Source organism: Curtobacterium sp. MCLR17_055 (genome assembly GCF_003234305.1).
Taxonomy (GTDB): Bacteria; Actinomycetota; Actinomycetes; order Actinomycetales; family Microbacteriaceae; genus Curtobacterium; species Curtobacterium flaccumfaciens.
The window spans coordinates 109561-130863 of record NZ_QKSX01000002.1 but is presented as its reverse complement, the minus strand read 5'-3'; the positions used below and the strand labels follow the sequence as shown (position 1 = coordinate 130863).

General features: G+C 70.5%; 21 protein-coding genes. 19 read left to right on the top strand and 2 right to left on the bottom strand.

Annotated elements, in window-relative coordinates; all coding sequences use genetic code 11:
• Positions 1 to 79 precede the first annotated feature (79 nt).
• From dapA to dapF, 12 genes are all read left to right on the top strand, one after another.
• Positions 80 to 1057 (top strand): 4-hydroxy-tetrahydrodipicolinate synthase, encoded by a 978-nt coding sequence (dapA, locus tag DEJ09_RS02520; protein WP_017885921.1) that lies wholly within the window; start codon positions 80 to 82, stop codon positions 1055 to 1057.
• 49 nt (positions 1058 to 1106) lie between these two features.
• Positions 1107 to 2783: a ribonuclease J gene (locus DEJ09_RS02515; protein WP_027464761.1), complete on the top strand. Its 1677-nt coding sequence runs from the start codon at positions 1107 to 1109 to the stop codon at positions 2781 to 2783.
• Between the two features lie 129 nt (positions 2784 to 2912).
• Entirely contained in the window at positions 2913 to 5846 is a 2934-nt protein-coding gene (locus DEJ09_RS02510; protein WP_111087552.1) for a DNA translocase FtsK, read from the top strand.
• A 5-nt stretch (positions 5847 to 5851) separates the two neighbouring features.
• Positions 5852 to 6496, top strand: a complete 645-nt coding sequence (pgsA, locus tag DEJ09_RS02505; protein WP_071405653.1) for a CDP-diacylglycerol--glycerol-3-phosphate 3-phosphatidyltransferase — start codon at positions 5852 to 5854, stop codon at positions 6494 to 6496.
• Positions 6493 to 7020: a CinA family protein gene (locus DEJ09_RS02500; RefSeq protein WP_110864739.1), complete on the top strand. Its 528-nt coding sequence runs from the start codon at positions 6493 to 6495 to the stop codon at positions 7018 to 7020. The genes pgsA and DEJ09_RS02500 overlap by 4 nt, the downstream gene beginning before the upstream one ends.
• 154 nt (positions 7021 to 7174) lie before the next feature.
• Positions 7175 to 7483 (top strand): helix-turn-helix domain-containing protein, encoded by a 309-nt coding sequence (locus DEJ09_RS02495; protein WP_027464765.1) that lies wholly within the window; start codon positions 7175 to 7177, stop codon positions 7481 to 7483.
• 86 nt (positions 7484 to 7569) lie between these two features.
• Positions 7570 to 7794 carry a DUF3046 domain-containing protein gene (locus DEJ09_RS02490; protein ID WP_071405602.1) on the top strand — a complete coding sequence of 75 codons (225 nt, stop codon included), beginning with the start codon at positions 7570 to 7572 and terminating at the stop codon, positions 7792 to 7794.
• A 272-nt stretch (positions 7795 to 8066) separates the two neighbouring features.
• Complete coding sequence (gene recA, locus DEJ09_RS02485) at positions 8067 to 9128, top strand: recombinase RecA (protein WP_027464767.1); 1062 nt, start codon at positions 8067 to 8069, stop codon at positions 9126 to 9128.
• The gene (locus DEJ09_RS02480; RefSeq protein ID WP_111087551.1) at positions 9125 to 10039 is read left to right on the top strand and encodes a regulatory protein RecX; all 915 of its coding nucleotides are present in this window, start codon (positions 9125 to 9127) and stop codon (positions 10037 to 10039) included. Before recA ends, DEJ09_RS02480 begins: the two co-directional genes overlap by 4 nt.
• Positions 10040 to 10065: 26 nt before the next feature.
• Positions 10066 to 11562 carry a tRNA (N6-isopentenyl adenosine(37)-C2)-methylthiotransferase MiaB gene (miaB, locus tag DEJ09_RS02475; RefSeq protein WP_111087550.1) on the top strand — a complete coding sequence of 499 codons (1497 nt, stop codon included), beginning with the start codon at positions 10066 to 10068 and terminating at the stop codon, positions 11560 to 11562.
• Positions 11563 to 11593: 31 nt separating this feature from the next.
• The gene (miaA, locus tag DEJ09_RS02470) at positions 11594 to 12532 is read left to right on the top strand and encodes a tRNA (adenosine(37)-N6)-dimethylallyltransferase MiaA (RefSeq protein ID WP_258373766.1); all 939 of its coding nucleotides are present in this window, start codon (positions 11594 to 11596) and stop codon (positions 12530 to 12532) included.
• On the top strand, positions 12529 to 13419 hold the full coding sequence (dapF, locus tag DEJ09_RS02465; RefSeq protein WP_027464770.1) for a diaminopimelate epimerase: 891 nt from the start codon (positions 12529 to 12531) through the stop codon (positions 13417 to 13419). Before miaA ends, dapF begins: the two co-directional genes overlap by 4 nt.
• Before the next feature lie 108 nt (positions 13420 to 13527).
• Here dapF and DEJ09_RS02460 read toward each other — a convergent pair whose 3' ends face one another.
• Positions 13528 to 14139 carry a class I SAM-dependent methyltransferase gene (locus DEJ09_RS02460; protein WP_111087549.1) on the bottom strand — a complete coding sequence of 204 codons (612 nt, stop codon included), beginning with the start codon at positions 14137 to 14139 and terminating at the stop codon, positions 13528 to 13530.
• Between the two features lie 61 nt (positions 14140 to 14200).
• On the opposite strand from DEJ09_RS02460, the gene hflX reads away from it, so the two are divergent.
• Positions 14201 to 15742 carry a GTPase HflX gene (gene hflX, locus DEJ09_RS02455; protein WP_071405607.1) on the top strand — a complete coding sequence of 514 codons (1542 nt, stop codon included), beginning with the start codon at positions 14201 to 14203 and terminating at the stop codon, positions 15740 to 15742.
• 198 nt (positions 15743 to 15940) lie between these two features.
• Here hflX and lexA read toward each other — a convergent pair whose 3' ends face one another.
• Positions 15941 to 16585, bottom strand: coding sequence for a transcriptional repressor LexA (gene lexA / locus DEJ09_RS02450; protein ID WP_027464773.1), 645 nt, complete (start codon positions 16583 to 16585; stop codon positions 15941 to 15943).
• A 236-nt stretch (positions 16586 to 16821) separates the two neighbouring features.
• On the opposite strand from lexA, the gene DEJ09_RS02445 reads away from it, so the two are divergent.
• The 6 genes from DEJ09_RS02445 to DEJ09_RS02420 all read left to right on the top strand — a co-directional run bounded on the left by DEJ09_RS02445 (position 16822) and on the right by DEJ09_RS02420 (position 21268).
• A complete protein-coding gene (locus tag DEJ09_RS02445) occupies positions 16822 to 17199 on the top strand; it encodes a LysM peptidoglycan-binding domain-containing protein (protein ID WP_027464774.1) in 378 nt (125 codons plus the stop codon).
• 64 nt (positions 17200 to 17263) lie between these two features.
• Positions 17264 to 18370 carry a histidinol-phosphate transaminase gene (locus DEJ09_RS02440; RefSeq protein ID WP_111087548.1) on the top strand — a complete coding sequence of 369 codons (1107 nt, stop codon included), beginning with the start codon at positions 17264 to 17266 and terminating at the stop codon, positions 18368 to 18370.
• Positions 18367 to 18969: an imidazoleglycerol-phosphate dehydratase HisB gene (gene hisB, locus DEJ09_RS02435; RefSeq protein ID WP_027464776.1), complete on the top strand. Its 603-nt coding sequence runs from the start codon at positions 18367 to 18369 to the stop codon at positions 18967 to 18969. The genes DEJ09_RS02440 and hisB overlap by 4 nt, the downstream gene beginning before the upstream one ends.
• Entirely contained in the window at positions 18966 to 19604 is a 639-nt protein-coding gene (gene hisH / locus DEJ09_RS02430) for an imidazole glycerol phosphate synthase subunit HisH (protein ID WP_111030465.1), read from the top strand. Before hisB ends, hisH begins: the two co-directional genes overlap by 4 nt.
• Positions 19605 to 19701: 97 nt before the next feature.
• Complete coding sequence (priA, locus tag DEJ09_RS02425; RefSeq protein WP_017885902.1) at positions 19702 to 20448, top strand: bifunctional 1-(5-phosphoribosyl)-5-((5-phosphoribosylamino)methylideneamino)imidazole-4-carboxamide isomerase/phosphoribosylanthranilate isomerase PriA; 747 nt, start codon at positions 19702 to 19704, stop codon at positions 20446 to 20448.
• 4 nt (positions 20449 to 20452) lie between these two features.
• A complete protein-coding gene (locus DEJ09_RS02420) occupies positions 20453 to 21268 on the top strand; it encodes an SseB family protein (RefSeq protein WP_111087547.1) in 816 nt (271 codons plus the stop codon).
• The last annotated feature ends 35 nt before the right edge of the window (positions 21269 to 21303 follow it).

Sequence of the window (21303 nt, the reverse complement as noted above, 5' to 3'; positions counted from 1 at the left end):
GCCTCCCGGCCGCGCCGCAGGCGGTCCGCCGTCCACACGGACGGCGGTCCTCGCGCGCATCCCCGGTACGCTGGTGCCCGTGTCCCCGCGTGAGAATCCCTTCGGTCAGGTCCTCGTCGCCCTCGTGACCCCGTTCACGGCCGACGGCGAGGTCGACTGGCCCGGCGTCGAGCAGCACATCGACGACTGCATCACCGCCGGCGCCGACGGCATCGTCGTCACCGGCACGACCGGCGAGACGTCGACGCTGACCGACCCGGAGAAGCTCCGTCTGGTCGAGGTCGGCAAGTCCGTCGCCGCCGGCCGCGCGAAGATCATCACGGGCGGTGGCTCGAACGAGACCGCGCACGCGATCCACCTGTACAAGCAGAGCGAGAAGGCCGGCGCGGACGGCGTGATGATCGTCACGCCGTACTACAACAAGCCGACGCAGTCGGGTGTCCTCACCCACTTCCGGATGATCGCGGACGCCACCGACCTGCCGGTGATCCTGTACGACATCCCGGGCCGCACCGGCATCCCGATCACGTACGACACGATCCTGCGTGCGTCCAAGCACCCGAACATCCTCGCCGTGAAGGACGCCAAGGGTGACTTCGCCGAGGTCTCGCGGGTGCTGAACAACACCGACCTCATGTACTTCTCCGGCGACGACACGAACGTGCTCCCGCACCTGTCGATCGGCGCCACCGGCCTGATCGGTGTGACCGCGAACATCACGAGCGCGCCGTACCGCACCATCGTCGACGCGGTGAACCGGGGCGACCTGGCCACCGCGACGGCCGAGCACAAGCGACTCGAGCCGCTCGTCCGCGCCGTGATGACGCACGTTCCCGGTACCGTGGCCGCCAAGTACATCCTGCACGGGCTCGGCCGCATCGGCAGCCCGCGCGTCCGACTGCCGCTCGTCGGCCCCGAGGACTCCGAGGCGTACGCCATCGAGACCTCCCTCGAAGCCGTGCGCGACGTGCCCGGCGCCGACTTCTCGAACTTCCGCCCCGACCGCAACGCGGCGGCCGGCGGTGCACTACCGAAGGTGCCAGGCACCACCCGCTAGCGAACACCGCGGCGCGCAGCACGCGCGTCGCCCGAATCCGTAGGACCGAATGCCCACACAGATCTCCGAACCGCAGCCGCTCGAAGCCGGCACCCTCCGCGTCGTCCCCATCGGGGGCCTCGGCGAGATCGGTCGAAACATGACCGTCTACGAGTACGAGGGCAAGCTGCTCATCGTCGACGCCGGCGTGCTGTTCCCCGAGGAGCACCAGCCCGGTGTCGACCTGATCCTGCCGGACTTCTCGCCGATCCGTGACCGCCTCGACGACGTCCTCGGTGTCGTGCTCACGCACGGCCACGAAGACCACATCGGCGCCGTCCCGTACCTGCTCAAGCTCCGCGACGACATCCCGCTGATCGGCTCCACGCTGACCCTGGCGCTCGTCGAGGCGAAGCTCAAGGAACACCGGATCAAGCCGTACACGCTCGTCGTGGCCGAGGACCAGACCGAGCAGATCGGCCCGTTCCACCTCGAGTTCGTCGCCGTGAACCACTCCATCCCGGACGCCCTCGCCGTCGCGATCACGACCCCCGCCGGTCGTGTGCTGCACACGGGTGACTTCAAGATGGACCAGCTCCCGCTGGACGACCGCATCACCGACCTCCGTGCGTTCGCCCGTCTGGGCGAGGCCGGCGTGGACCTGTTCCTGCCGGACTCCACGAACGCCGACGTGCCGGGCTTCACCGCTCCGGAGCGCGACATCGGCCCGGTGCTCGAGAACATCATCATGCGCGCCCGCAAGAAGGTCGTCGTGGCGAGCTTCTCGTCGCACGTGCACCGCGTGCAGCAGGTCCTCGACGCCGCCGCGGCCGCGAACCGCAAGGTCGCGTTCATGGGGCGCTCGATGATCCGCAACATGACGATCGCCGCCGACCTCGGGTACCTGCGGGTGCCGGAGAACGTGCTCATCGACACGAAGAAGGCGAAGAACGTCCCCGACGACCAGATCGTCTACATGTCGACCGGGTCGCAGGGTGAGCCGATGGCCGTCCTGGCCCGCATGGCGAACCTCGAGCACCAGATCGAGATCGGCGAGGGCGACACCGTCATCCTCGCGTCGTCGCTCATCCCGGGCAACGAGAACGCCGTGTACCGCGTCATCGACGGGCTGACGAAGCTCGGTGCGAAGGTCGTGCACAAGGGCAACGCGAAGGTGCACGTCTCCGGACACGCCTCCGCCGGCGAGCTGCTCTACTGCTACAACATCCTGCGGCCGCGCAACGTTCTCCCCGTCCACGGCGAGCACCGCCACCTGTACGCGAACGCCGACCTGGCGATCCAGACGGGTGTCCCGCCGCGCAACGTGATCCTCGGGCAGGACGGCATCGTCGTCGACCTGAAGGACGGCGTCGCGACGGTCGCCGGCCAGCTCGACATCGGCTACGTCTACGTCGACGGCTCCACCGTCGGTGAGATCACCGACGCCGACCTGAAGGACCGCCGCGTCCTGGCGGAAGAGGGCTTCATCTCCATCTTCTGCGCGGTGGACTTCACCACCGGGCAGTGCGTTATCGGCCCGGAGATCCAGTCGCGCGGCTTCGCCGAGGACGACTCCGTGTTCGACGACGTCCGCCCGCAGATCGCCAAGGCGATCTCCGAGGCCGCGGCCAACGGCACGCGCGACTCGCACGCCTTCGCGCAGGTCGTCCGTCGCACGGTCGGTCGCTGGGTGAACACGAAGCACCGCCGTCGTCCGATGATCGTCCCGGTGGTCATCGAGGCGTAGGGCCCGTTCGCGGGTGGGCGCGCGTTCGCGTTCGCGTCCGTCCGGCCTGGGAGGCCCGTCCAGCGTCCGTCACGGACGCTGCGGCGGGCCTTCCTGCGTTTGTCCTGAGCGGGCGTTAGGGTTCTGCCCATGGCCGGAGGCACCAAGTCGACCACGCGCTCGCGCGCGTCCACGTCGTCCCGTGGCAACGGGACGCGCGGTTCGTCGCGCACCCAGGCCACGACGAAGAAGCTGCCGCAGGCCGCACCCACGCCGGTGTTCCGCGAGCAGAACCCGCTCGTGACCTTCTGGCTCGCGATGGCGCACGGCGTCGGCGCGATGTTCCGGCTGCTCGGCAAGGAGACCCTCGAGAAGGACCAGCGGCGCGACGGGTTCCCGTTCCTGCTGTTCCTGCTGGCCATCGCCGGCGGGGTCGTCGAGTGGCTCAACCCGACCAACAGCGTCTCCGTCGCACTCGACGCGTACACGTTCGGCGGGCTGTTCGGCCGCCTGGCGTTCGCCCTGCCCGTCATCATGATCGTGTTCGCCGGGTGGTTGTTCCGGCACCCGGCCTCGGTGCACGACAACACCCGGATCGGCATCGGCCTGGGCATCCTGATCGTGTCGATCGCCTCGCTCTGCCACGTCTTCGGCGGCCGTCCGAGCGCGGCCGACGGCATGCCCGCGCTCGCTGCCGCCGGTGGGGTGCTCGGCTGGGTGGTCATCGGCTGGCTCGTCACGATCGCGACGGCCTGGGTGGCCGTCCCCGTGGCGATCGTGCTGCTGGTGCTCTCGCTCTTCATCATCACCAAGACACCGCCGAACAAGCTCGGGCGGCGCCTGCACGAGCTCTACGCCTACCTGTTCGGCGCCCCGGCCCCCGCAGCAGAACCCGAGGCCGACGCAGCCGCCGTGGCGGAGCCCGCCGCCCGTGCCCGCACGTCGAAGCGTGGCAAGAAGGGCGACACCGACTTCCAGCTGTTCGACGACCTCGGGTTCGGTGACGAGCAGGCCGCTACCGACGCCGAAGCCGGTGGCGACAACGTGCCGTGGTGGCGCCGGAACAAGTCCGGGCGCGAAGAGGACCCGGCGTACGACAGCCCCGTGCTGCCCCCGGCCAGCGGGGTCGCCCCGGCTGCCGCCGCCGTCGCACCAGCTGCCCCCGTCGTGCCCGCTGCGCCCGCCGTGAGCCCGAACGCCGGTGCCGCCGCCGGGCTCGTCGACCTCACGCCGGCCGAGCCCGCGTCGGTCAACCTCAACGACTCCGTCGAGCAGGACCTGCAGGACGCCGAGCAGGCGCTCCGCGCGTTCGGCACCGACGTCCCCGCGCGGCCGGAGCCGACCGCCGACATCCGTCCCGCGGTGCCCGAGGTGCTGTCCGAGCCTGAGATCGTCGACGAGCCGGAGGACATCGACGCCGCCGCCGAGCTGAGCGCGGCCGCCGCCGGTTCCGATGACGATCCGTCGAAGCCCTACCGACTGCCCGCCGCCACGACGCTGAGTTCCGGAACGCCCTCGGTGGCGCGGAGCCAGGCGAACGACGACATCGTCGCCGCGATCACCGGGGTGCTCACCGAGTTCAAGGTCGACGCGAAGGTCACCGGGTTCTCCCGCGGGCCGACGGTGACCCGGTACGAGATCGAGCTCGGCCCCGGCGTCAAGGTCGAGCGGGTCACGGCCCTGTCGAAGAACCTGTCGTACGCGGTCGCCTCCAACGAGGTCCGCATCCTGTCGCCGATCCCGGGCAAGAGCGCCATCGGCGTCGAGATCCCGAACACCGACCGCGAGATCGTCTCGCTCGGTGACGTGCTGCGCTCGAACGCCGCCCGCAAGTCGAAGCACCCGATGACGATCGGCGTCGGCAAGGACGTCGAGGGCGGCTTCGTCGTCGCGAACCTGGCGAAGATGCCGCACCTGCTCGTCGCCGGCTCCACCGGTTCCGGCAAGTCGGTGTTCATCAACTCGATGATCACGTCGCTGCTGATGCGCGCGAAGCCGTCCGAGGTCCGCATGGTCCTGGTCGACCCGAAGCGCGTCGAACTGTCGATCTACGCGGGTGTCCCGCACCTCATCACGCCCATCATCACGAACCCGAAGAAGGCGGCCGAAGCGCTGCAGTGGGTCGTGAAGGAGATGGACATGCGGTACGACGACCTGGCGTCGTTCGGGTTCCGCCACGTCGACGACTTCAACAAGGCGATCGAGAACAACGAGATCGTCCTGCCGGCGGGCAGCGAGCGGAAGCTCAAGCCGTACCCGTACCTGCTCGTCGTCGTCGACGAGCTCGCCGACCTCATGCTCGTGGCGCCGCGTGACGTCGAGGAGTCGATCGTCCGCATCACCCAGCTCGCCCGTGCCGCCGGCATCCACCTGGTGCTCGCGACGCAGCGCCCCTCGGTCGACGTGATCACCGGCCTGATCAAGGCGAACGTGCCGTCGCGCATCGCCTTCGCGGTGACGAGCGTCACGGACTCCCGCGTCATCCTCGACCAGCCGGGCGCCGACAAGCTCATCGGTCAGGGCGACGCGCTCTTCCTGCCGATGGGCTCGTCCAAGTCGCTCCGCGTGCAGGGCGCCTGGGTGCAGGAGGGCGAGGTCGCCGAGGTCGTCCAGCACGTCACGCGGCAGGCGCAGCCCGAGTACCGCCAGGACGTCCAGGCCGTGGTCGAGCGCAAGGAGATCGACGCCGACATCGGTGACGACCTCGAACTGCTGCTCGCGGCCGTCGAGCAGGTCGTGTCGACCCAGTTCGGCTCGACGTCGATGCTGCAGCGCAAGCTCCGCGTCGGTTTCGCCAAGGCCGGTCGCCTGATGGACCTGATGGAGTCGCGCGACATCGTCGGGCCGTCCGAGGGGTCGAAGGCCCGCGACGTCCTGGTGACCGCCGACCAGCTGCCCGCGGTGCTCGCGAAGCTCCGCGGCGAGGAGCCGCCCGCCGCGGCCGCTCCGGCAGCGCCGGCCCCGACGCCGTCCGGCGACGGCGACCGCTACGGAGCAGACCCCGTCGGGGACATGACCCGCGGGTACGATGAAGTCCACGACGAGCCCGATGAGGACGCGTGGGGACTGACGGGCAGGGAGTGACGGCGATGACCGCCTCGGACAGCACGAACACCACGCACGGCGCACGGTTCCCGTGGCGCGGGCGGCTGCTGCGCAAGGGCCCGGGCCCCGCGTCGACCGCGAACGTCGCGAACATCATCACGGTGGTGCGCATCCTCATGGCGCCGCTGTTCTTCGTCCTGCTGCTCACCGACGCCGGCAACGACGGGCCGCTGCGCATCTGGGCCGCGGTCGTCTTCGTCGTGGCCATCGTCACGGACAGCGCCGACGGCATCATCGCCCGTCGGCAGAACCTGGTCACGGACTTCGGCAAGCTCGTCGACCCGATCGCCGACAAGGTGCTCATCGGTGGTGCGCTCGTCGCGCTGTCGATCCTGCAGGAGCTGCCCTGGTACGTGACCGTGCTGATCATGGTGCGCGAGATCGGCATCACGGTCTTCCGGTTCGCGGTGCTCTCCGACCGGGTGATCCCGGCCAGCCGCGGCGGCAAGATCAAGACCGTGCTGCAGGCCGTCGCCCTGACGGCCGCGCTGTTCCCGTGGTGGAACCTGGTCGGCGACTGGGCGCACTGGGTCAACGGCATCCTGATGACGGCCGCGTTCCTGGCAACGATCCTGAGCGGGATCGACTACCTCTGGCAGGCATGGAAGCACAACCGCACCACCGCATGACCGGGCCCGACCGCTCGACGCAGGCCGCGCCTCCCGTCCCGGTCGCACCGGGGCTCATCGCCGAGCTGACGGCACGGGGCGAGACCCTCGCCGTGGCGGAGTCGCTGACCGGCGGACTCGTCGTGGCGACGCTGGTCGACGTGCCGGGTGCGAGCGCCGTCGTCCGCGGCGGCGTCGTGGCCTACGCGACGCCCGTGAAGCACTCCGTGCTCGGGGTCTCGGCGGAGCTGCTCGAGGCCGAGGGCGCCGTGCACCCGGAGGTCGCCCGGCAGATGGCCGCCGGTGTCCGGATCGCGCTGTCCGTCGACGGGGAACCCGCGACGTGGGGGATCAGCACGACGGGCGTCGCCGGCCCGGACCCGCAGGACGGCAAGCCCGTCGGCACCGTCTACGTGGGGATCGCCTCGGCCGCGGGGGCTGAGGCCTTCGAGCTGCACCTCGACGGTGACCGGGGAGCAATCCGGCACGCCACCGTCTCCGAACTCCTTGCACGGATGTCGTCCGAGGTCCGGGGCCGGGAATAGGTCCCGTTTCCACTGGGTTACATCTCACGAAATCTCCAGCAGTACGGCAGCCAGCCTGGCTAACATGCTGCAACCGGCAACGCTATTGTTGCTGAACCCGAACTCGATCCACCGGACCGAGCGGGCGCGGAGACGACAGAGAGGAGGAGTTCTCATGGTTCTCGTTCGTCAGGAAATCGGCGATGTGCTCCGGGACTTCCGCTTGCAGAAGGGCCGGACCCTCCGTCAGGTCGCGTCCAAGGCCAGTGTCGCGCTCGGGTACCTCAGTGAGGTCGAGCGCGGGCAGAAGGAAGCCAGCTCGGAGATCCTCGCGTCCGTCGCGGATGCTCTGGACACGCCCATCTCGACCATCATGCGCGAAGTGGGCGACCGCCTCGCGATCGTCGAGGGGCTGACCCCCGTCCCCGACACGCTCCCGGACGACCTCGTCGCCGAGTTCGACAACGACCTCGCGGTTCGCTGAGCGCACCGCACCGAACGCCCTCGCCGGTCCTTCCCGGCGGGGGCGTTCTGCGTTCCGGCCCACGACCACGCGCCTAGGCTGGTCGGATGCGCGTGAGTGAGTTCTGGCGAGCCGTCGACCAGGTGTTCGGTGAGGCCTACGGTTCCGTGGTCACCCGTGACGTCGTGCTCGAGGGGCTGGGCGGTCGCTCCGCCGTGGATGCCCTCGCCGCCGGCATCGAGGCCCGCCGGGTGTGGGACGCACTGTGTGACTCGCAGGACGTCCCGATGGACCGGCGGCACGGCAAGGGCCTCGCCGAACCCCAGGACTGAGCGGGTCCCGCGGGGCCGCGCACCCGAAACTGTGTTCGGCGTGTTGCTCGAACGCGTGTTCGATCGGTGGTAGCTTCCTCCACAGCGGCGTCGCCCGGATGTTCCATCCACAGATCGCGTGACCGTCGGCAGTGATGTCGGTGGCTCGCCATAGGTTGATGGACATCGGGAACAGCCCGAAGCCTTGTCGCAGAACCATCGGCCTTGCACCATCGGCCGGCGTGGACGCGACAGCCTACAGGCGGCCGAACACGAGCACGAAGGAGCACCCCATGCCATCACCGGCAGACCGCGAGAAGGCCCTCGAGACCGCACTCGCACAGATCGACAGGCAGTTCGGCAAGGGTGCGATCATGCGCCTCGGTTCGGACGAACGCGCCCCCGTCAACGTCATCCAGACCGGGTCGGTGGCGCTGGACGTCGCGCTCGGCATCGGTGGCCTGCCCCGCGGCCGCATCGTCGAGATCTACGGCCCGGAGTCGTCGGGTAAGACGACCCTCACCATCCACGCCATCGCCAACGCCCAGCGCGCCGGTGGCATCGCGGCCTTCATCGACGCCGAGCACGCGCTCGACCCCGAGTACGCCAAGAAGCTCGGTGTCGACATCGACGCCCTGCTCGTGTCGCAGCCCGACACCGCCGAGCAGGCGCTCGAGATCGCGGACATGCTGGTCCGCTCCGGCTCCATCGACCTGATCGTCATCGACTCCGTCGCGGCCCTCGTGCCCCGTGCCGAGATCGAGGGCGAGATGGGTGACTCGCACGTCGGTCTGCAGGCCCGCCTCATGTCCCAGGCCCTGCGAAAGCTCGCCGGTGGCCTGAACCAGACGCAGACCACGATGATCTTCATCAACCAGCTGCGCGAGAAGATCGGCGTGTTCTTCGGTTCGCCCGAGACCACCTCGGGCGGTAAGGCGCTGAAGTTCTACGCGTCCGTCCGCCTCGACATCCGCCGCATCGAGACGCTCAAGAGCGGCACCGACGCAGTGGGCAACCGCACGCGCGTCAAGGTCGTCAAGAACAAGATGGCGCCGCCCTTCAAGCAGGCCGAGTTCGACATCCTGTACGGCGTCGGCATCTCGCGCGAAGGCTCGCTGCTCGACTTCGGTGTCGACCACGGCATCGTCAAGAAGTCGGGCGCCTGGTACACCTACGACGGCGACCAGCTCGGGCAGGGCAAGGAGAACTCGCGTTCCTTCCTGATCCAGAACCCCGAGATCGCTGCCGACATCGAAGGCAAGATCCTCGCCAAGCTCGGTGTCGGCGGCGCCAAGGCCGAGGACGCCCCGGTCGAGTCGATCGCTCCGAAGCTCGCGGAGCGCAAGGGCGCGTGAGCACCGACCACGACGACGACGGCCTCGCACCGGTCACCGACCTGTTCGGTGCGAGGTCGCGTCGCCGTGCCCCCGTCACCCCGGTGACGCCCGCGATCCCCGAGCCTCCGGTGTCACCGGACGAACCGCGCGACACCGACGGCTGGGCGCTGCCCGAGTCGGACGAAGGTCGTGCGGACGAGTTCCCCGCGTCGTTCGACGCCGATTCGCCGGTACCCCTGCACGGTGCCCGCGGGCCGGCAGCGTGGGTGTCGCCCGTCATCGGAGACGGCAGCGGGCGCTCGAGCCGTGCGGAGCAGGACGGCTACGACTCCGAGACGGCTGACGCCACCACGGCGTCGGTGTTCTCCATCGCCGGCGGCGAGGAGATCGACCCGGCCGACGCACCCCGTCCGCTCGACGAACAGCGCGCGGACGCCGAACGGCTCAGCCTGCGTGCCCTCGGGCGCAAGGGCGTGAGCGAGTCCGAGATGCGGACCCTGCTGCTGCAGCAGGACCTCGACCCCGACGTGGTCGAGCACGAGATCGAGCGGTTGACCCGTGTCGGGCTCCTCGACGACGTCGCCCTCGCCACCGACCTGGTGGATCGACTGCACGCCCGCAAGGGCCTCGGTCGACAGGGTGTCGTGACGGAGCTCCGTCGCCGGGGGATCGACCAGGTGGCGATCGACACCGCACTCGACGAGGCCGCCGACGACGAGGACGACGAGTTCCTCCGCGCGCAGGAACTCGCCGACAAGCGGGCGCCGCAGATGCGCGGACTCGACCGGGCCACCGCGGAACGCCGGCTGTCCGGCTTCCTGATGCGCAAGGGCTACAGCTCCGGAGTCGTCCGGATCGCTGTGGCACGTGCCCTCGACGGTGGCGGGAAGCGGCCGCCTTCCGGCCGCGGGACCGTCCGGTTCGAGTAGCCGCTCCGACCTACACTGGGACGACCATGGCCACCGTCGAAGCGCGCCCCCGCACCTACGAAGTCCGCACCTACGGGTGCCAGATGAACGTCCACGACTCCGAGCGGTTGAGCGGGTCACTGCAGGCCGCGGGCTACACCGCGGCGGACGGTGCGCAGGCCGACGTCGTCGTCATCAACACCTGTGCCGTGCGCGAGAACGCGGACAACCGTCTGTACGGCAACCTCGGGCAGCTCGCGGGGATCAAGCGCGAGCACCCCGGCATGCAGATCGCCGTCGGCGGGTGCCTGGCGCAGAAGGACAAGAACGTCATCCTCGAGAAGGCGCCGTGGGTCGACGTCGTCTTCGGCACGCACAACATGGGGTCGCTGCCGACCCTGCTCGAGCGGGCGCGGCACAACGACGAGGCGCAGATCGAGATCCTCGAGGCGCTCGACGTCTTCCCGTCGACGCTGCCCACCAAGCGCGACTCGACGCACAGCGGGTGGGTCTCCATCTCCGTCGGCTGCAACAACACCTGCACGTTCTGCATCGTCCCCTCGCTCCGTGGCAAGGAGAAGGACCGCCGTCCCGGTGACGTCCTGGCCGAGATCCAGGCGCTCGTCGACGACGGCGCGATCGAGGTCACGCTGCTCGGGCAGAACGTGAACTCCTACGGGGTCGAGTTCGGCGACCGACAGGCGTTCGGCAAGCTGCTGCGGGCCACCGGTGCCATCGAGGGCCTCGAGCGCGTCCGCTTCACGAGCCCGCACCCGGCGGCGTTCACCGACGACGTCATCGACGCGATGGCCGAGACCCGGAACGTGATGCCCCAGCTGCACATGCCGCTGCAGTCGGGTTCCGACCGGGTGCTCAAGGCCATGCGCCGGAGCTACCGCAGCGAGCGGTTCCTCGGCATCCTCGACCGCGTCCGCGCGAAGATCCCGCACGCGGCGATCTCCACCGACATCATCGTCGGGTTCCCCGGCGAGACCGACGCCGACTTCGAGGACACCCTGCGCGTCGTCGAGCAGGCACGGTTCGCCTCGGCGTTCACGTTCCAGTACTCGATCCGCCCGGGCACCCCGGCCGCGACGATGGACGACCAGCTGCCGAAGCACATCGTGCAGGAGCGCTACGAGCGACTCGTCGCCCTGCAGGAACGCATCACCGCGGAAGAGAACGCGCTGCAGGTCGGCCGGAGCGTCGAGGTGCTCGTCGCCTCGGGCGAAGGGCGTAAGGACGACGCCACCCGCCGGCTCTCCGGTCGCGCCGAGGACTCCCGGCTCGTGCACTTCACCGTGCCCGCCGGGTCCGAGGTCCCACGCCCGGGCGACGTGGTCACCGTCGACATCACCCGTGCCGCACCGCACTTCCTGCTCGCCGACGACGACGCGCCGCTGCGCATCCGACGCACCCGGGCCGGCGACGCCTGGGACCGCGCGCAGGCCGAGAGCTGCGGCGTGCCCACGCCCGCTGCCGCCACGGGCGACGGGCCCCGTCCGGTCTCGCTCGGGCTGCCCACGCTCCGTGTCGGGCGCTGAGCTCCCCGGGGCTGCGCCGACGAGCGACTCGTTGCTCGCATCCGGTGACGCCGCGGACCTGATCGCAGTCGTCGGGGCGACGGGCACCGGGAAGTCCGACCTCGGCATCGCGATCGCGGAACGGTTGCGTGCTGCGGGCCGGAACGCCGAGATCATCAACGCGGACGCCATGCAGCTGTACCGGGGCATGGACATCGGCACCGCGAAGCTCCCGCCGGCCGAGCGGCACGGCATCCCGCACCACCAGCTCGACGTGCTCGACGTCACCGACGAGGCGAGTGTCGCCGCCTACCAGGTCGCCGCCCGCGCCGACCTCGACCGGATCCAAGCCGACGGTGGCGTGGCCGTCCTCGTCGGCGGCAGCGGCCTGTACGTCTCCGCGGTGCTGTTCGACCTGGCGTTCCCGGGCACCGATCCCGCGCTCCGCGCGCAGCTCGAGCGCGAGCACGAGGAGCTCGGCCCGGGCATCCTGCTCGAGCGACTCCGCGCCCTCGACCCGGCGGCCGCCGCGACGATCGACGCGCGCAACCCACGGCGGTTGATCCGTGCACTCGAGATCGCGAGCCGATCCGAGGTCGTGACCCCGAGCCTCCCGGCCGCGCCCCGCGCCTGGCGACCGTCCCGGATCCTGCACCTGCGGCGTGACCGCGAGCAGCTGGTGTCGGCGCTGCACGAGCGGGCCGCGCGGATGTTCGAGGCCGGACTCGTCGACGAGGTCGCGGCCCTCCGCGAGCAGGGACTCGAGCAGGGCAAGACCGCGCGCGGCGCGATCGGGTACTCGCAGGCGCTCGAGGTGCTCGCCGGCACGGCGACCCGCGAACAGGCGGTCGAGGCGACCGGCATCGCGACCCGGAAGTACGCCCGGCGGCAGGTGTCGTGGTTCCGCCGGTACGCCGAGGCCGAGACGCTCGACGTCACGGGGGCGGACCGCGGCGACCTGTCGGAACTGGCCCGTAGGATCGTGCCGTGACCGAGCTGCACTTCACCAAGGGCCAGGGGACCGGCAACGACTTCGTCCTGTTCGCCGACCCCGATGCCACCGTTGACCTGACCCCCGAGCGGATCCGCGCCATCGCGGACCGGCGCTTCGGCGTGGGCGGCGACGGCGTGATCCGCGCGGTGCGGTCCGAGGCGATCCCCGAGGGGCGGGCGCTCGTAGCCGTCGAGCCCGAGGCGACCTGGTTCATGGACTACCACAACGCTGACGGCACGGTCGCCGAGATGTGCGGCAACGGCATCCGCGTGTTCGCCCGGTACCTGACCGAGTCCGGCCTGGTCGAGCTCGCTCCCGGCGAGACGCTCACCGTGGGCAGTCGCAAGGGGCTGGTCGACATCCAGCGCACCACGAACGGGTTCGCCGCCGACCTCGGCCGCTGGGGCCTGGGCATCGAGGGCGGTGGCTCCGACGACGTGCTCGTCCGGGCGAAGAACCTCGACGGGGCGCGGCCCGGCATCGGGATCGACGTGGGCAACCCGCACGTGGTCGTCGCCGTCGAGACCGAGGACGAACTGGCCGACCTCGACCTGACGTTCCTGCCAGTGCTCGACCCGGCACCGGAGCACGGTGCGAACGTCGAGTTCGTGCTGCCCGGCGACCCCTTGATCAAGGACGGCGTCGGCGAGATCACGATGCGGGTGCACGAGCGGGGGAGCGGTGAGACGCTGTCATGCGGCACCGGGGCGGTCGCCGCTGCCCTCGCGACGCGCTACTGGGTCGGTGCGGGGGCGCCGGACACCTGGCGCGTGCGGGTGCCGGGCGGCCTGCTGACGGTGCGGATGACGGCGACCGAGGACGGCGAGCACGTCTCGCTGTCCGGTCCCGCCGAGCTCGTGTTCTCCGGTGACCTGACGGTCTGACGGTCTGACGGTCTGACGCGGAGCCCCGTTGCGCTTCGCAAGCAGAAATGGTCGGGTGCCCAGCGGCGACCCGACCATTTCTGCTCACGATGTTCTGCGCTCGCGCCCCTACGCGCTGCGCTGCACCCGGATCACGCGGAACCCCTTCGCCGTCGACTCCCGCGTGACGGCAAAACCCGAGCCGAGCGCCCCGACGAGCCACTTCTGCAACGAGTCACCCCCGAGGTCCTTCGACACGACGAGCCAGGCGTCGCCCCCGACCTCGAGCCGGGGCAGCCACGTCAGCAGGATCTGGTGCAGCTCGTCCTTGCCGACACGGATCGGCGGGTTCGACCAGATCGTGCGGAAGCGCAGGTCGGCCGGCACGTCGTCGGGCAGCGCGACCGTGACGTTCGACGCCCCCGCAGCAGCAGCGTTGGCGCGCGCGAGCCCGAGCACCCGCTCGTTGACGTCGACACCCCACACCTGGGCGTCGGGGGACTGCAGGGCCATCGTGATCGCGATCGGGCCCCAGCCGCAACCGATGTCGAGCAGCGCTCCGTCGGCAGCGGGTGCGGGCACCGAACCGAGCAGGACCTTCGTGCCGCGGTCGACGCCGTCGGGGCTGAAGACCCCCGCCGCGGTCGACAGGGTGAGGGGCTGACCGGCGAGCGTGACGTGCACCTGGCGCGGCCGGAGTTCGCTCTCGGGGCTGGCCGAGAAGTAGTGGTCGTTCGCCATGGATGAACCGTACCGGCAACCGAGTGTGTCGCAGGGCCTCCAGAGGTAGCCTGTGCACAGGATGACGGATACCCATCAGCAGAACCACCAGACCAACGACGACAGCGCAGACGGTGTCGTCGAGAGGGTGTTGCGCAACGCAGACCACCGCGCAGCATCGTCCATCTTCGCACCCGCCCAGGCCATCCAGACGCAGTCGGTCGACGACCGCAGCTGGACCGGCGACGGCGACCAGTACGACCGTGAGGACCGTGCGGCGCTGCGCCGTGTCGCCGGCCTCTCCACCGAACTCGAGGACGTCACCGAGGTCGAGTACCGCCAGCTGCGGCTCGAGCAGGTCGTCCTCATCGGCGTCTACCCCCAGGGTGACGCCTCGGACGCCGAGAACTCCCTCCGCGAGCTCGCGGCACTCGCCGAGACCGCGGGCGCCGTGGTGCTCGACGGGCTCCTCCAGCGTCGGCCGAACCCGGACCCGGCCACCTACCTGGGCAAGGGCAAAGCCCAGGAGCTCGCGATGGTCGTCAAGGCCACCGGCGCCGACACGGTCATCGCCGACACCGAACTGGCACCCTCGCAGCGTCGTGCGCTCGAGGACGTCGTGAAGGTGAAGGTCATCGACCGCACGGCCGTGATCCTCGACATCTTCAGCCAGCACGCGAAGACCCGCGAGGGGAAGGCGCAGGTCGAACTCGCCCAGCTGCAGTACCTGCTGCCTCGACTGCGCGGTTGGGGTGACTCGATGTCCCGGCAGGCCGGTGGCCAGGTCTCCGGCGGCGCTGGCATGGGCTCTCGTGGCCCCGGTGAGACGAAGATGGAGCTCGACCGCCGCAAGATCCACACGCGGATGGCGAAGCTCCGCCGGCAGATCGCCGGGTTCACCCCGGCCCGTGAGGCCAAGCGTGCCGAGCGCAACCGCAACGAGGTGCCGAGCGTCGCGATCGCGGGCTACACCAACGCCGGCAAATCGTCGCTGCTCAACCGGCTGACGAGCGCGGGCGTGCTGGTGCAGAACCAGCTGTTCGCGACGCTGGACGCCACCGTCCGTCGGACCGAGAGCGCCAAGGGCCGGGAGTTCACGTTCGTCGACACGGTCGGCTTCGTCCGCAACCTGCCGCACCAGCTCGTCGAGGCCTTCCGCTCCACCCTCGAAGAGGTCGGCGACGCCGACGTCATCGTGCACGTGGTCGACGGCTCGCACCCCGACCCCGGTGCGCAGCTGTCCACCGTGCGCGAGGTCATCGGCGACGTCGGTGCCGGTGACATCCCGGAGATCGTCGTCTTCAACAAGGCCGATCTGATCGACGACGCGCAGCGCCTCGTGCTCATCGGACTCGTGCCGGACGCGGTGTTCGTGTCGGCGCGCACGGGCGAGGGCATCCCGGAGCTCCTCGGCGTCATCGAGGACCGCCTGCCCGAGCCCGACGTCGACCTGACGATCGTCGTGCCGTACGACCGCGGCGACCTGGTGTCGTCGCTGCACGACACCGGCTCGGTCGAGTCCGTCGACTACGTCGAGGACGGCACGCGCCTGCGGGTGCGCGTCTTCCAGCGGCAGGTCTCCGAGCTCGAGCCCTACGTGGTCACGCCGGTCCCCACCGTCTGACGGTCACCTCCGACAGTCGCTGGCGCTGGGGAGCGCTGCGGCGCGGCCTGGAGGCCCGTCACGGGTCCGCCGGACGCCGTCACGTCGCCGAGACGCCCCGGAACACACGAAACGCCGCCGGATCCGGCGGCGTTTCGTCGTGCTGGGGGCGTCGTGCGGTGACGACGGCGTCTCGCGTCGGTGCAGCGCGAGCCGCGGTCAGAGGGAGCGGAGGACCGCGACGACCTTGCCGAGCACGGAGGCGGCGTCGCCGAGGATCGGCTCGAAGGCGGAGTTGCGCGGCAGCAGCCACGTGTGACCGTCGCGCTGGCGGAACACCTTGACCGTCGCCTCTTCGTCGAGCATGGCCGCGACGATGTCACCGTTCTCGGCGGTCTGCTGCGACCGGACGACGACCCAGTCCCCGTCGCAGATCGCGGCGTCGATCATCGACTCACCGACGACCTTGAGCATGAAGAGCTCGCCGGTGCCGACGAGCTGTCGGGGGAGCGGGATGATCTCGTCGACGTGCTGCTCGGCGGTGATCGGGACACCGGCGGCGATCCGGCCGACGAGCGGCACGAGCGTGGTGGCGTCGATGTCCGGTCCGCCGACGTCGGACGACGGCTCGTCGACCAGGACCTCGAGTGCGCGGGGGCGGTTCGGGTCGCGGCGGATCCAGCCACCGAGCTCGAGCTGGCCGAGCTGGTGGGAGACGCTGGAGAGCGAGGAGAGCCCCGCGGCGTCGCCGATCTCGCGCATGCTCGGCGGGTAGCCCCGTGAGGCGATCGACGCACGGATCGCGTCGAAGATCGCCTGCTGCTTCGGCGTCAGCGGCTTCTGGCCCCGCAGTTCGTCCACCACGTCGTCTCGCTTTCGTCGGTGCCGGTCCGGCCGCGGCGGGAATGTCGGTGGTCCCCGTCAGGCTTGTCCCAGTCGATCGAAACAGTATCCGACCAGCCAGGGCCGGACAAACACCTGTTCGAGCGTGTCGCAAGAAAACCCCGCAGAAATCCACCCCCAGGACTTGTGCGTCGTCTGATTCGAAACTATGTTCGGTACACGACTTCGGTTCCACCGAACGGGAAGGCAAGAACGACATGAGCACCATCGCCATCGCTGACATCCAGCGCACCGCGGCGCCCGCCGTGCGTACCCGCCTGCGTCTGACGCGTCGCGGCCGCATCGTCTTCACGACGCTCGCCGCGCTCCCGCTCCTCATCGTCGTCGCCCTCGGCGTGCTGAACGGCGGGCAGGCCTCCGCCGGAGACGCCACCGCCGGCGGCGCCCGCACCCAGTTCGAGACCGTGACGATCCAGCCGGGCGAGACGCTCTGGCAGCTCGCCGAGCAGACCGCGCCGAACTCGGACCCGCGTGACTTCGTGCAGGACGTCGTGAGCCTCAACGCGCTCGACGGCTCCGCGCTGCAGGCCGGCGAAGAGATCGCCATCCCCACCAAGTACACCGACGGCGAGTAGCCACTCGGGCAGCGCCGTCCGGACGGCTGGTCGTCGCACGGTGACAGCGGCCTACGATGGATCGGTGGCATTCACGCTCGAAGACCTCCCGATCCGAGACGACCTGCGCGGGCAGAGCCCGTACGGCGCCCCGCAGAAGCACGTCCGCGTGCAGCTCAACGTCAACGAGAACACGCATCCCGTTCCGGACGACGTCGCTGCTGACATCGTCGAGTCGATCCGGCAGGCCCTGCTGACGGTCAACCGCTACCCGGACCGCGAGTTCACCGAGCTCCGGCAGTCGCTCGCCGACTACCTCGGACACGACCTGACCGCCGAGCAACTCTGGGCGGCGAACGGGTCGAACGAGGTGTTGCAGCAGCTCCTCCAGGCGTTCGGCGGACCTGGTCGCTCGGTGCTCGGGTTCCCGCCCACCTACTCGATGCACTCGATCCTCGCGTCGGGCACCGGCACCAGGTGGATCCCTGCCCAGCGCGACGACGAGTTCCGCATCTCGCCCGAGACCGTCGTGGCGGCGATCCGAGAGCACCAGCCGGACATCGTGTTCCTGTGCGGACCGAACAACCCGACCGGCACCCCGCTCGACATCGAGACGATCGCGGCCGCCTACGACGCGACCGACGGCATCGTGATGGTGGACGAGGCGTACGCCGAGTTCATGCCGTCCGACGCCCCGAGCGCCCTCACGCTGCTGCCCGGTCGTGAGCGCCTGGTGGTCTCCCGCACGATGAGCAAGGCGTTCGCGTTCGCGGGTGCCCGGGTCGGGTACATGGCCGCGCACCCCGCCGTCGTCGACGCCGTCCGGTTGGTCCGGTTGCCGTACCACCTGTCCGCGCTGACCCAGGCGGCGGCGATCGCGGCACTCCGGCACGCCCCCGAGATGCTGGCGATGGTCGACGACATCAAGGGGCAGCGCGACCGCATGGTCACCGAGCTGCGGGCCATGGGGTACCGCACCTACGAGACCTGGTCGAACTTCGTCCTGTTCGGTGGTGTCGCCGACCCGAACGCCGCGTTCGAGGCGCTGCTCGAGCGCGACGTGATCGTGCGCGACCTCGGGATCCCGAACCACCTGCGGGTGAGTGCGGGGACCGAAGCCGAGACGACCGCGTTCCTCGACGCCATGCGGCAGGTCGCCGCCGAGCAGCCGCCGGTTAGGGTTGAGGCATGACCGCCCGCACCGCCTCGATCAGCCGTTCGACGAGCGAATCGAGTGTCGAACTCGAGCTCGACCTGGACGGCACCGGGACCTCGTCGATCTCGACCTCCGTGCCGTTCTTCGACCACATGCTGACCGCGTTCAGCAAGCACTCCCTGATCGACCTGCGGGTGCGCTCGACGGGTGACACCGACATCGACGTGCACCACACCGTCGAGGACACCGGCATCGTGCTCGGTCAGGCGATCAAGCAGGCCCTCGGCGACCGCTCCGGCATCGGCCGGTACGGCGACGCCCTGGTCCCGCTGGACGAAGCGCTGGCCCAGGCCGTCGTCGACGTCTCCGGGCGTCCGTTCCTGGTGCACTCCGGCGAGCCTGCGGGCTTCGAGTTCCACCGCATCGGTGGCCATTTCACCGGCTCGATGGTCCGCCACGTGTTCGAGGCGATCACGTTCAACGCCGGCATCACCGTCCACGTCCGCGTGCTCGAGGGCCGCGACCCCCACCACATCGCCGAAGCCGAGTTCAAGGCGTTCGCCCGAGCCATGCGCAAGGCGGTCGAGCTGGACCCGCGCGTCGACGGCATCCCCTCCACGAAGGGCGCCCTGTGACAACCGCCAAGCCGAACGTCGTCGTCCTCGACTACGGGTCGGGGAACGTCCACTCCGCAGCCAAGGCACTCGAGCGCGCCGGCGCCGAGGTCACCCTGACCTCGGACAAGCAGGCGGCACTCAAGGCCGACGGCCTGCTCGTCCCCGGCGTCGGGGCGTTCGCCGCCGTGATCGACCAGCTCGAGGGCGTGCAGGGCGGCGAGATCGTCGACCACCGTCTGGCCGGCGGGCGACCCGTGCTCGGCATCTGCGTCGGCATGCAGGTCCTGTTCTCGCGGGGCATCGAGCGTGGTGCCGACGTCGAAGGGCTCGGTCAGTGGCCTGGCACCGTGCAGGAGATCCAGGCCGAGGTGCTGCCGCACATGGGCTGGAACACCGTGCAGGCGCCCGAGGACTCCGTGCTGTTCGACGGACTGCACGACGAGCGCTTCTACTTCGTGCACTCCTACGGCGTGACCGACTTCCCGCTCGAGGCGTACGGGCCGTTCCGTGCGCCCCGTCTGACCTGGGCCGAGCACGGGCAGCCGTTCATCGCAGCGGTCGAGAACGGGCCGCTCACCGCCACGCAGTTCCACCCCGAGAAGTCCGGCGAGCCGGGCATCCGCCTGCTCTCCAACTGGGTGCGTTCGCTCTGAACCCGGCCGGCACCGGGCGCGACGGCCGTGCCGGACGCGCACCGGGCCTCCCGGCTGTCCGCAGCCCCTTCTCCACCGCAACGAAACCGACAGGACCATGACCGACCTCACCGACACCCCGCCCCTCGTCCTGCTGCCGGCTGTCGACGTCGTCGACGGACAGGCCGTGCGACTCACCCAGGGTGAGGCGGGGAGCGAGACCGGCTACGGCGACCCCGTCGCCGCTGCCCGGACCTGGCGTGACCAGGGCGCCGAGTGGATCCACCTCGTCGACCTCGACGCGGCGTTCGGTCGTGGCGACAACCGCCGGGTGATCGCGCACGCCGTCCGCGAGGTCGAGGGTGTCTCGGTCGAGCTGTCCGGCGGCATCCGCGACGACGCCTCGCTCGAAGCGGCGCTGGCTACCGGTGCGGCGCGCGTGAACCTCGGCACCGCGGCGCTCGAGAACCCCGACTGGGCCGCGCGGGTGATCGGTGAGTACGGCGAGCAGATCGCCGTCGGGCTGGACGTCCGCGGCACCACGCTGTCGAGCCGCGGCTGGACCGAGGACGCCGGTGACCTGTGGGAGGTGCTCGACCGGCTGGAAGCCGCCGGGTGCGCCCGCTACGTGGTGACCGACGTCACGAAGGACGGCACGCTGCAGGGGCCCAACGTCGAACTGCTCCGCCAGGTGTGCGACCGGACCGACCAGCCCGTGGTGGCCTCCGGCGGGATCTCGACGCTCGACGACCTCCGTGCGCTCCGCGAACTCGTGCCGTACGGGCTCGAGGGCGCGATCATCGGCAAGGCGCTGTACTCCGGGGCGTTCACGCTGCCGGCCGCACTCGACATCGCCTCCGAGTAACCCCGTGGCGGGCATCTCGAACGGCCGCGGCACCGGGCCGGACGCCGACGACGCGCACACCCCCGGCGGGGCGGCGGACTCGGCGGGCTTCTCGTGGGAAGGCCGCACGTTCGACCACCACGACACCGCGTTCGCCGAGGACGACGGACTCGCCGACCCCGCGGTGGTCGCCGCGATCGGTGCGCTCGCCGCGGGTGCCTCCCAGTCGGCGATCGTCGAGGCGCTCCGGACCGCCCGGCTGCTCATCCCACTCATCGCCGAGGCCGGTGACGTGGGGGAGACCGACGAGGGCAAGCTCGTCGACAAGACCCAGGAACTCTCGATCGTGACGGTCGCCGGTCCGGACGGTCGCAGCGTGATGCCGGCGTTCACCTCGGTGGACGCCATGCACGCGTGGGACCCGGACGCGCGCCCGGTGCCGGTGGAGTCCCGCCGCGTGGCGATGGCCGCGGCGAGCGAGGACACCCAGCTCGTCGTGCTCGACCCGAAGTCGCCGACCGAGTTCGTGCTGCGTCGTCCGGCGGTGTGGGCGCTGGGGCAGGACCTGCCGTGGACCCCGTGCTTCGAGGACCCCGAGGTGGCCCGGGCCTTCGCGGCCTCGGTCGAGGGGGAGTCCAGCGTCGCCCGTGTCGAACTCGCGCCGGGCGACCCGGTCGGCCGGTTCGCCGGGCCGGAGCTGACGGTGGGACTGGCGCTGCACCCGGGGCTCGACCGCGAGCAGGTCGGCGAGCTCGTCGGTCGGCTGCAGCAGCGGTGGTCGACCGACCCCGTGATCGCGGAGCGGGTCGACAGCATGCGCGTCGCCCTGCGCGCTGCCTGACGAGCAGCAGTGCGGCGGTGCGACCCGGCCCAGCC

What these genes read in the sequence shown, in the direction of transcription:
- DEJ09_RS02515 (WP_027464761.1), top strand. Translation starts at nt 1,107, where the DNA reads ATGCCCACACAGATCTCCGAACCGCAGCCGCTCGAAGCCGGCACCCTC.
- DEJ09_RS02510 (WP_111087552.1), top strand. Translation starts at nt 2,913, where the DNA reads ATGGCCGGAGGCACCAAGTCGACCACGCGCTCGCGCGCGTCCACGTCG.
- pgsA (WP_071405653.1), top strand. Translation starts at nt 5,852, where the DNA reads ATGACCGCCTCGGACAGCACGAACACCACGCACGGCGCACGGTTCCCG.
- DEJ09_RS02500 (WP_110864739.1), top strand. Translation starts at nt 6,493, where the DNA reads ATGACCGGGCCCGACCGCTCGACGCAGGCCGCGCCTCCCGTCCCGGTC.
- DEJ09_RS02495 (WP_027464765.1), top strand. Translation starts at nt 7,175, where the DNA reads ATGGTTCTCGTTCGTCAGGAAATCGGCGATGTGCTCCGGGACTTCCGC.
- DEJ09_RS02490 (WP_071405602.1), top strand. Translation starts at nt 7,570, where the DNA reads ATGCGCGTGAGTGAGTTCTGGCGAGCCGTCGACCAGGTGTTCGGTGAG.
- recA (WP_027464767.1), top strand. Translation starts at nt 8,067, where the DNA reads ATGCCATCACCGGCAGACCGCGAGAAGGCCCTCGAGACCGCACTCGCA.
- miaB (WP_111087550.1), top strand. Translation starts at nt 10,066, where the DNA reads ATGGCCACCGTCGAAGCGCGCCCCCGCACCTACGAAGTCCGCACCTAC.
- DEJ09_RS02460 (WP_111087549.1), bottom strand. Translation starts at nt 14,139, where the DNA reads ATGGCGAACGACCACTACTTCTCGGCCAGCCCCGAGAGCGAACTCCGG.
- hflX (WP_071405607.1), top strand. Translation starts at nt 14,201, where the DNA reads ATGACGGATACCCATCAGCAGAACCACCAGACCAACGACGACAGCGCA.
- DEJ09_RS02445 (WP_027464774.1), top strand. Translation starts at nt 16,822, where the DNA reads ATGAGCACCATCGCCATCGCTGACATCCAGCGCACCGCGGCGCCCGCC.
- hisB (WP_027464776.1), top strand. Translation starts at nt 18,367, where the DNA reads ATGACCGCCCGCACCGCCTCGATCAGCCGTTCGACGAGCGAATCGAGT.
- priA (WP_017885902.1), top strand. Translation starts at nt 19,702, where the DNA reads ATGACCGACCTCACCGACACCCCGCCCCTCGTCCTGCTGCCGGCTGTC.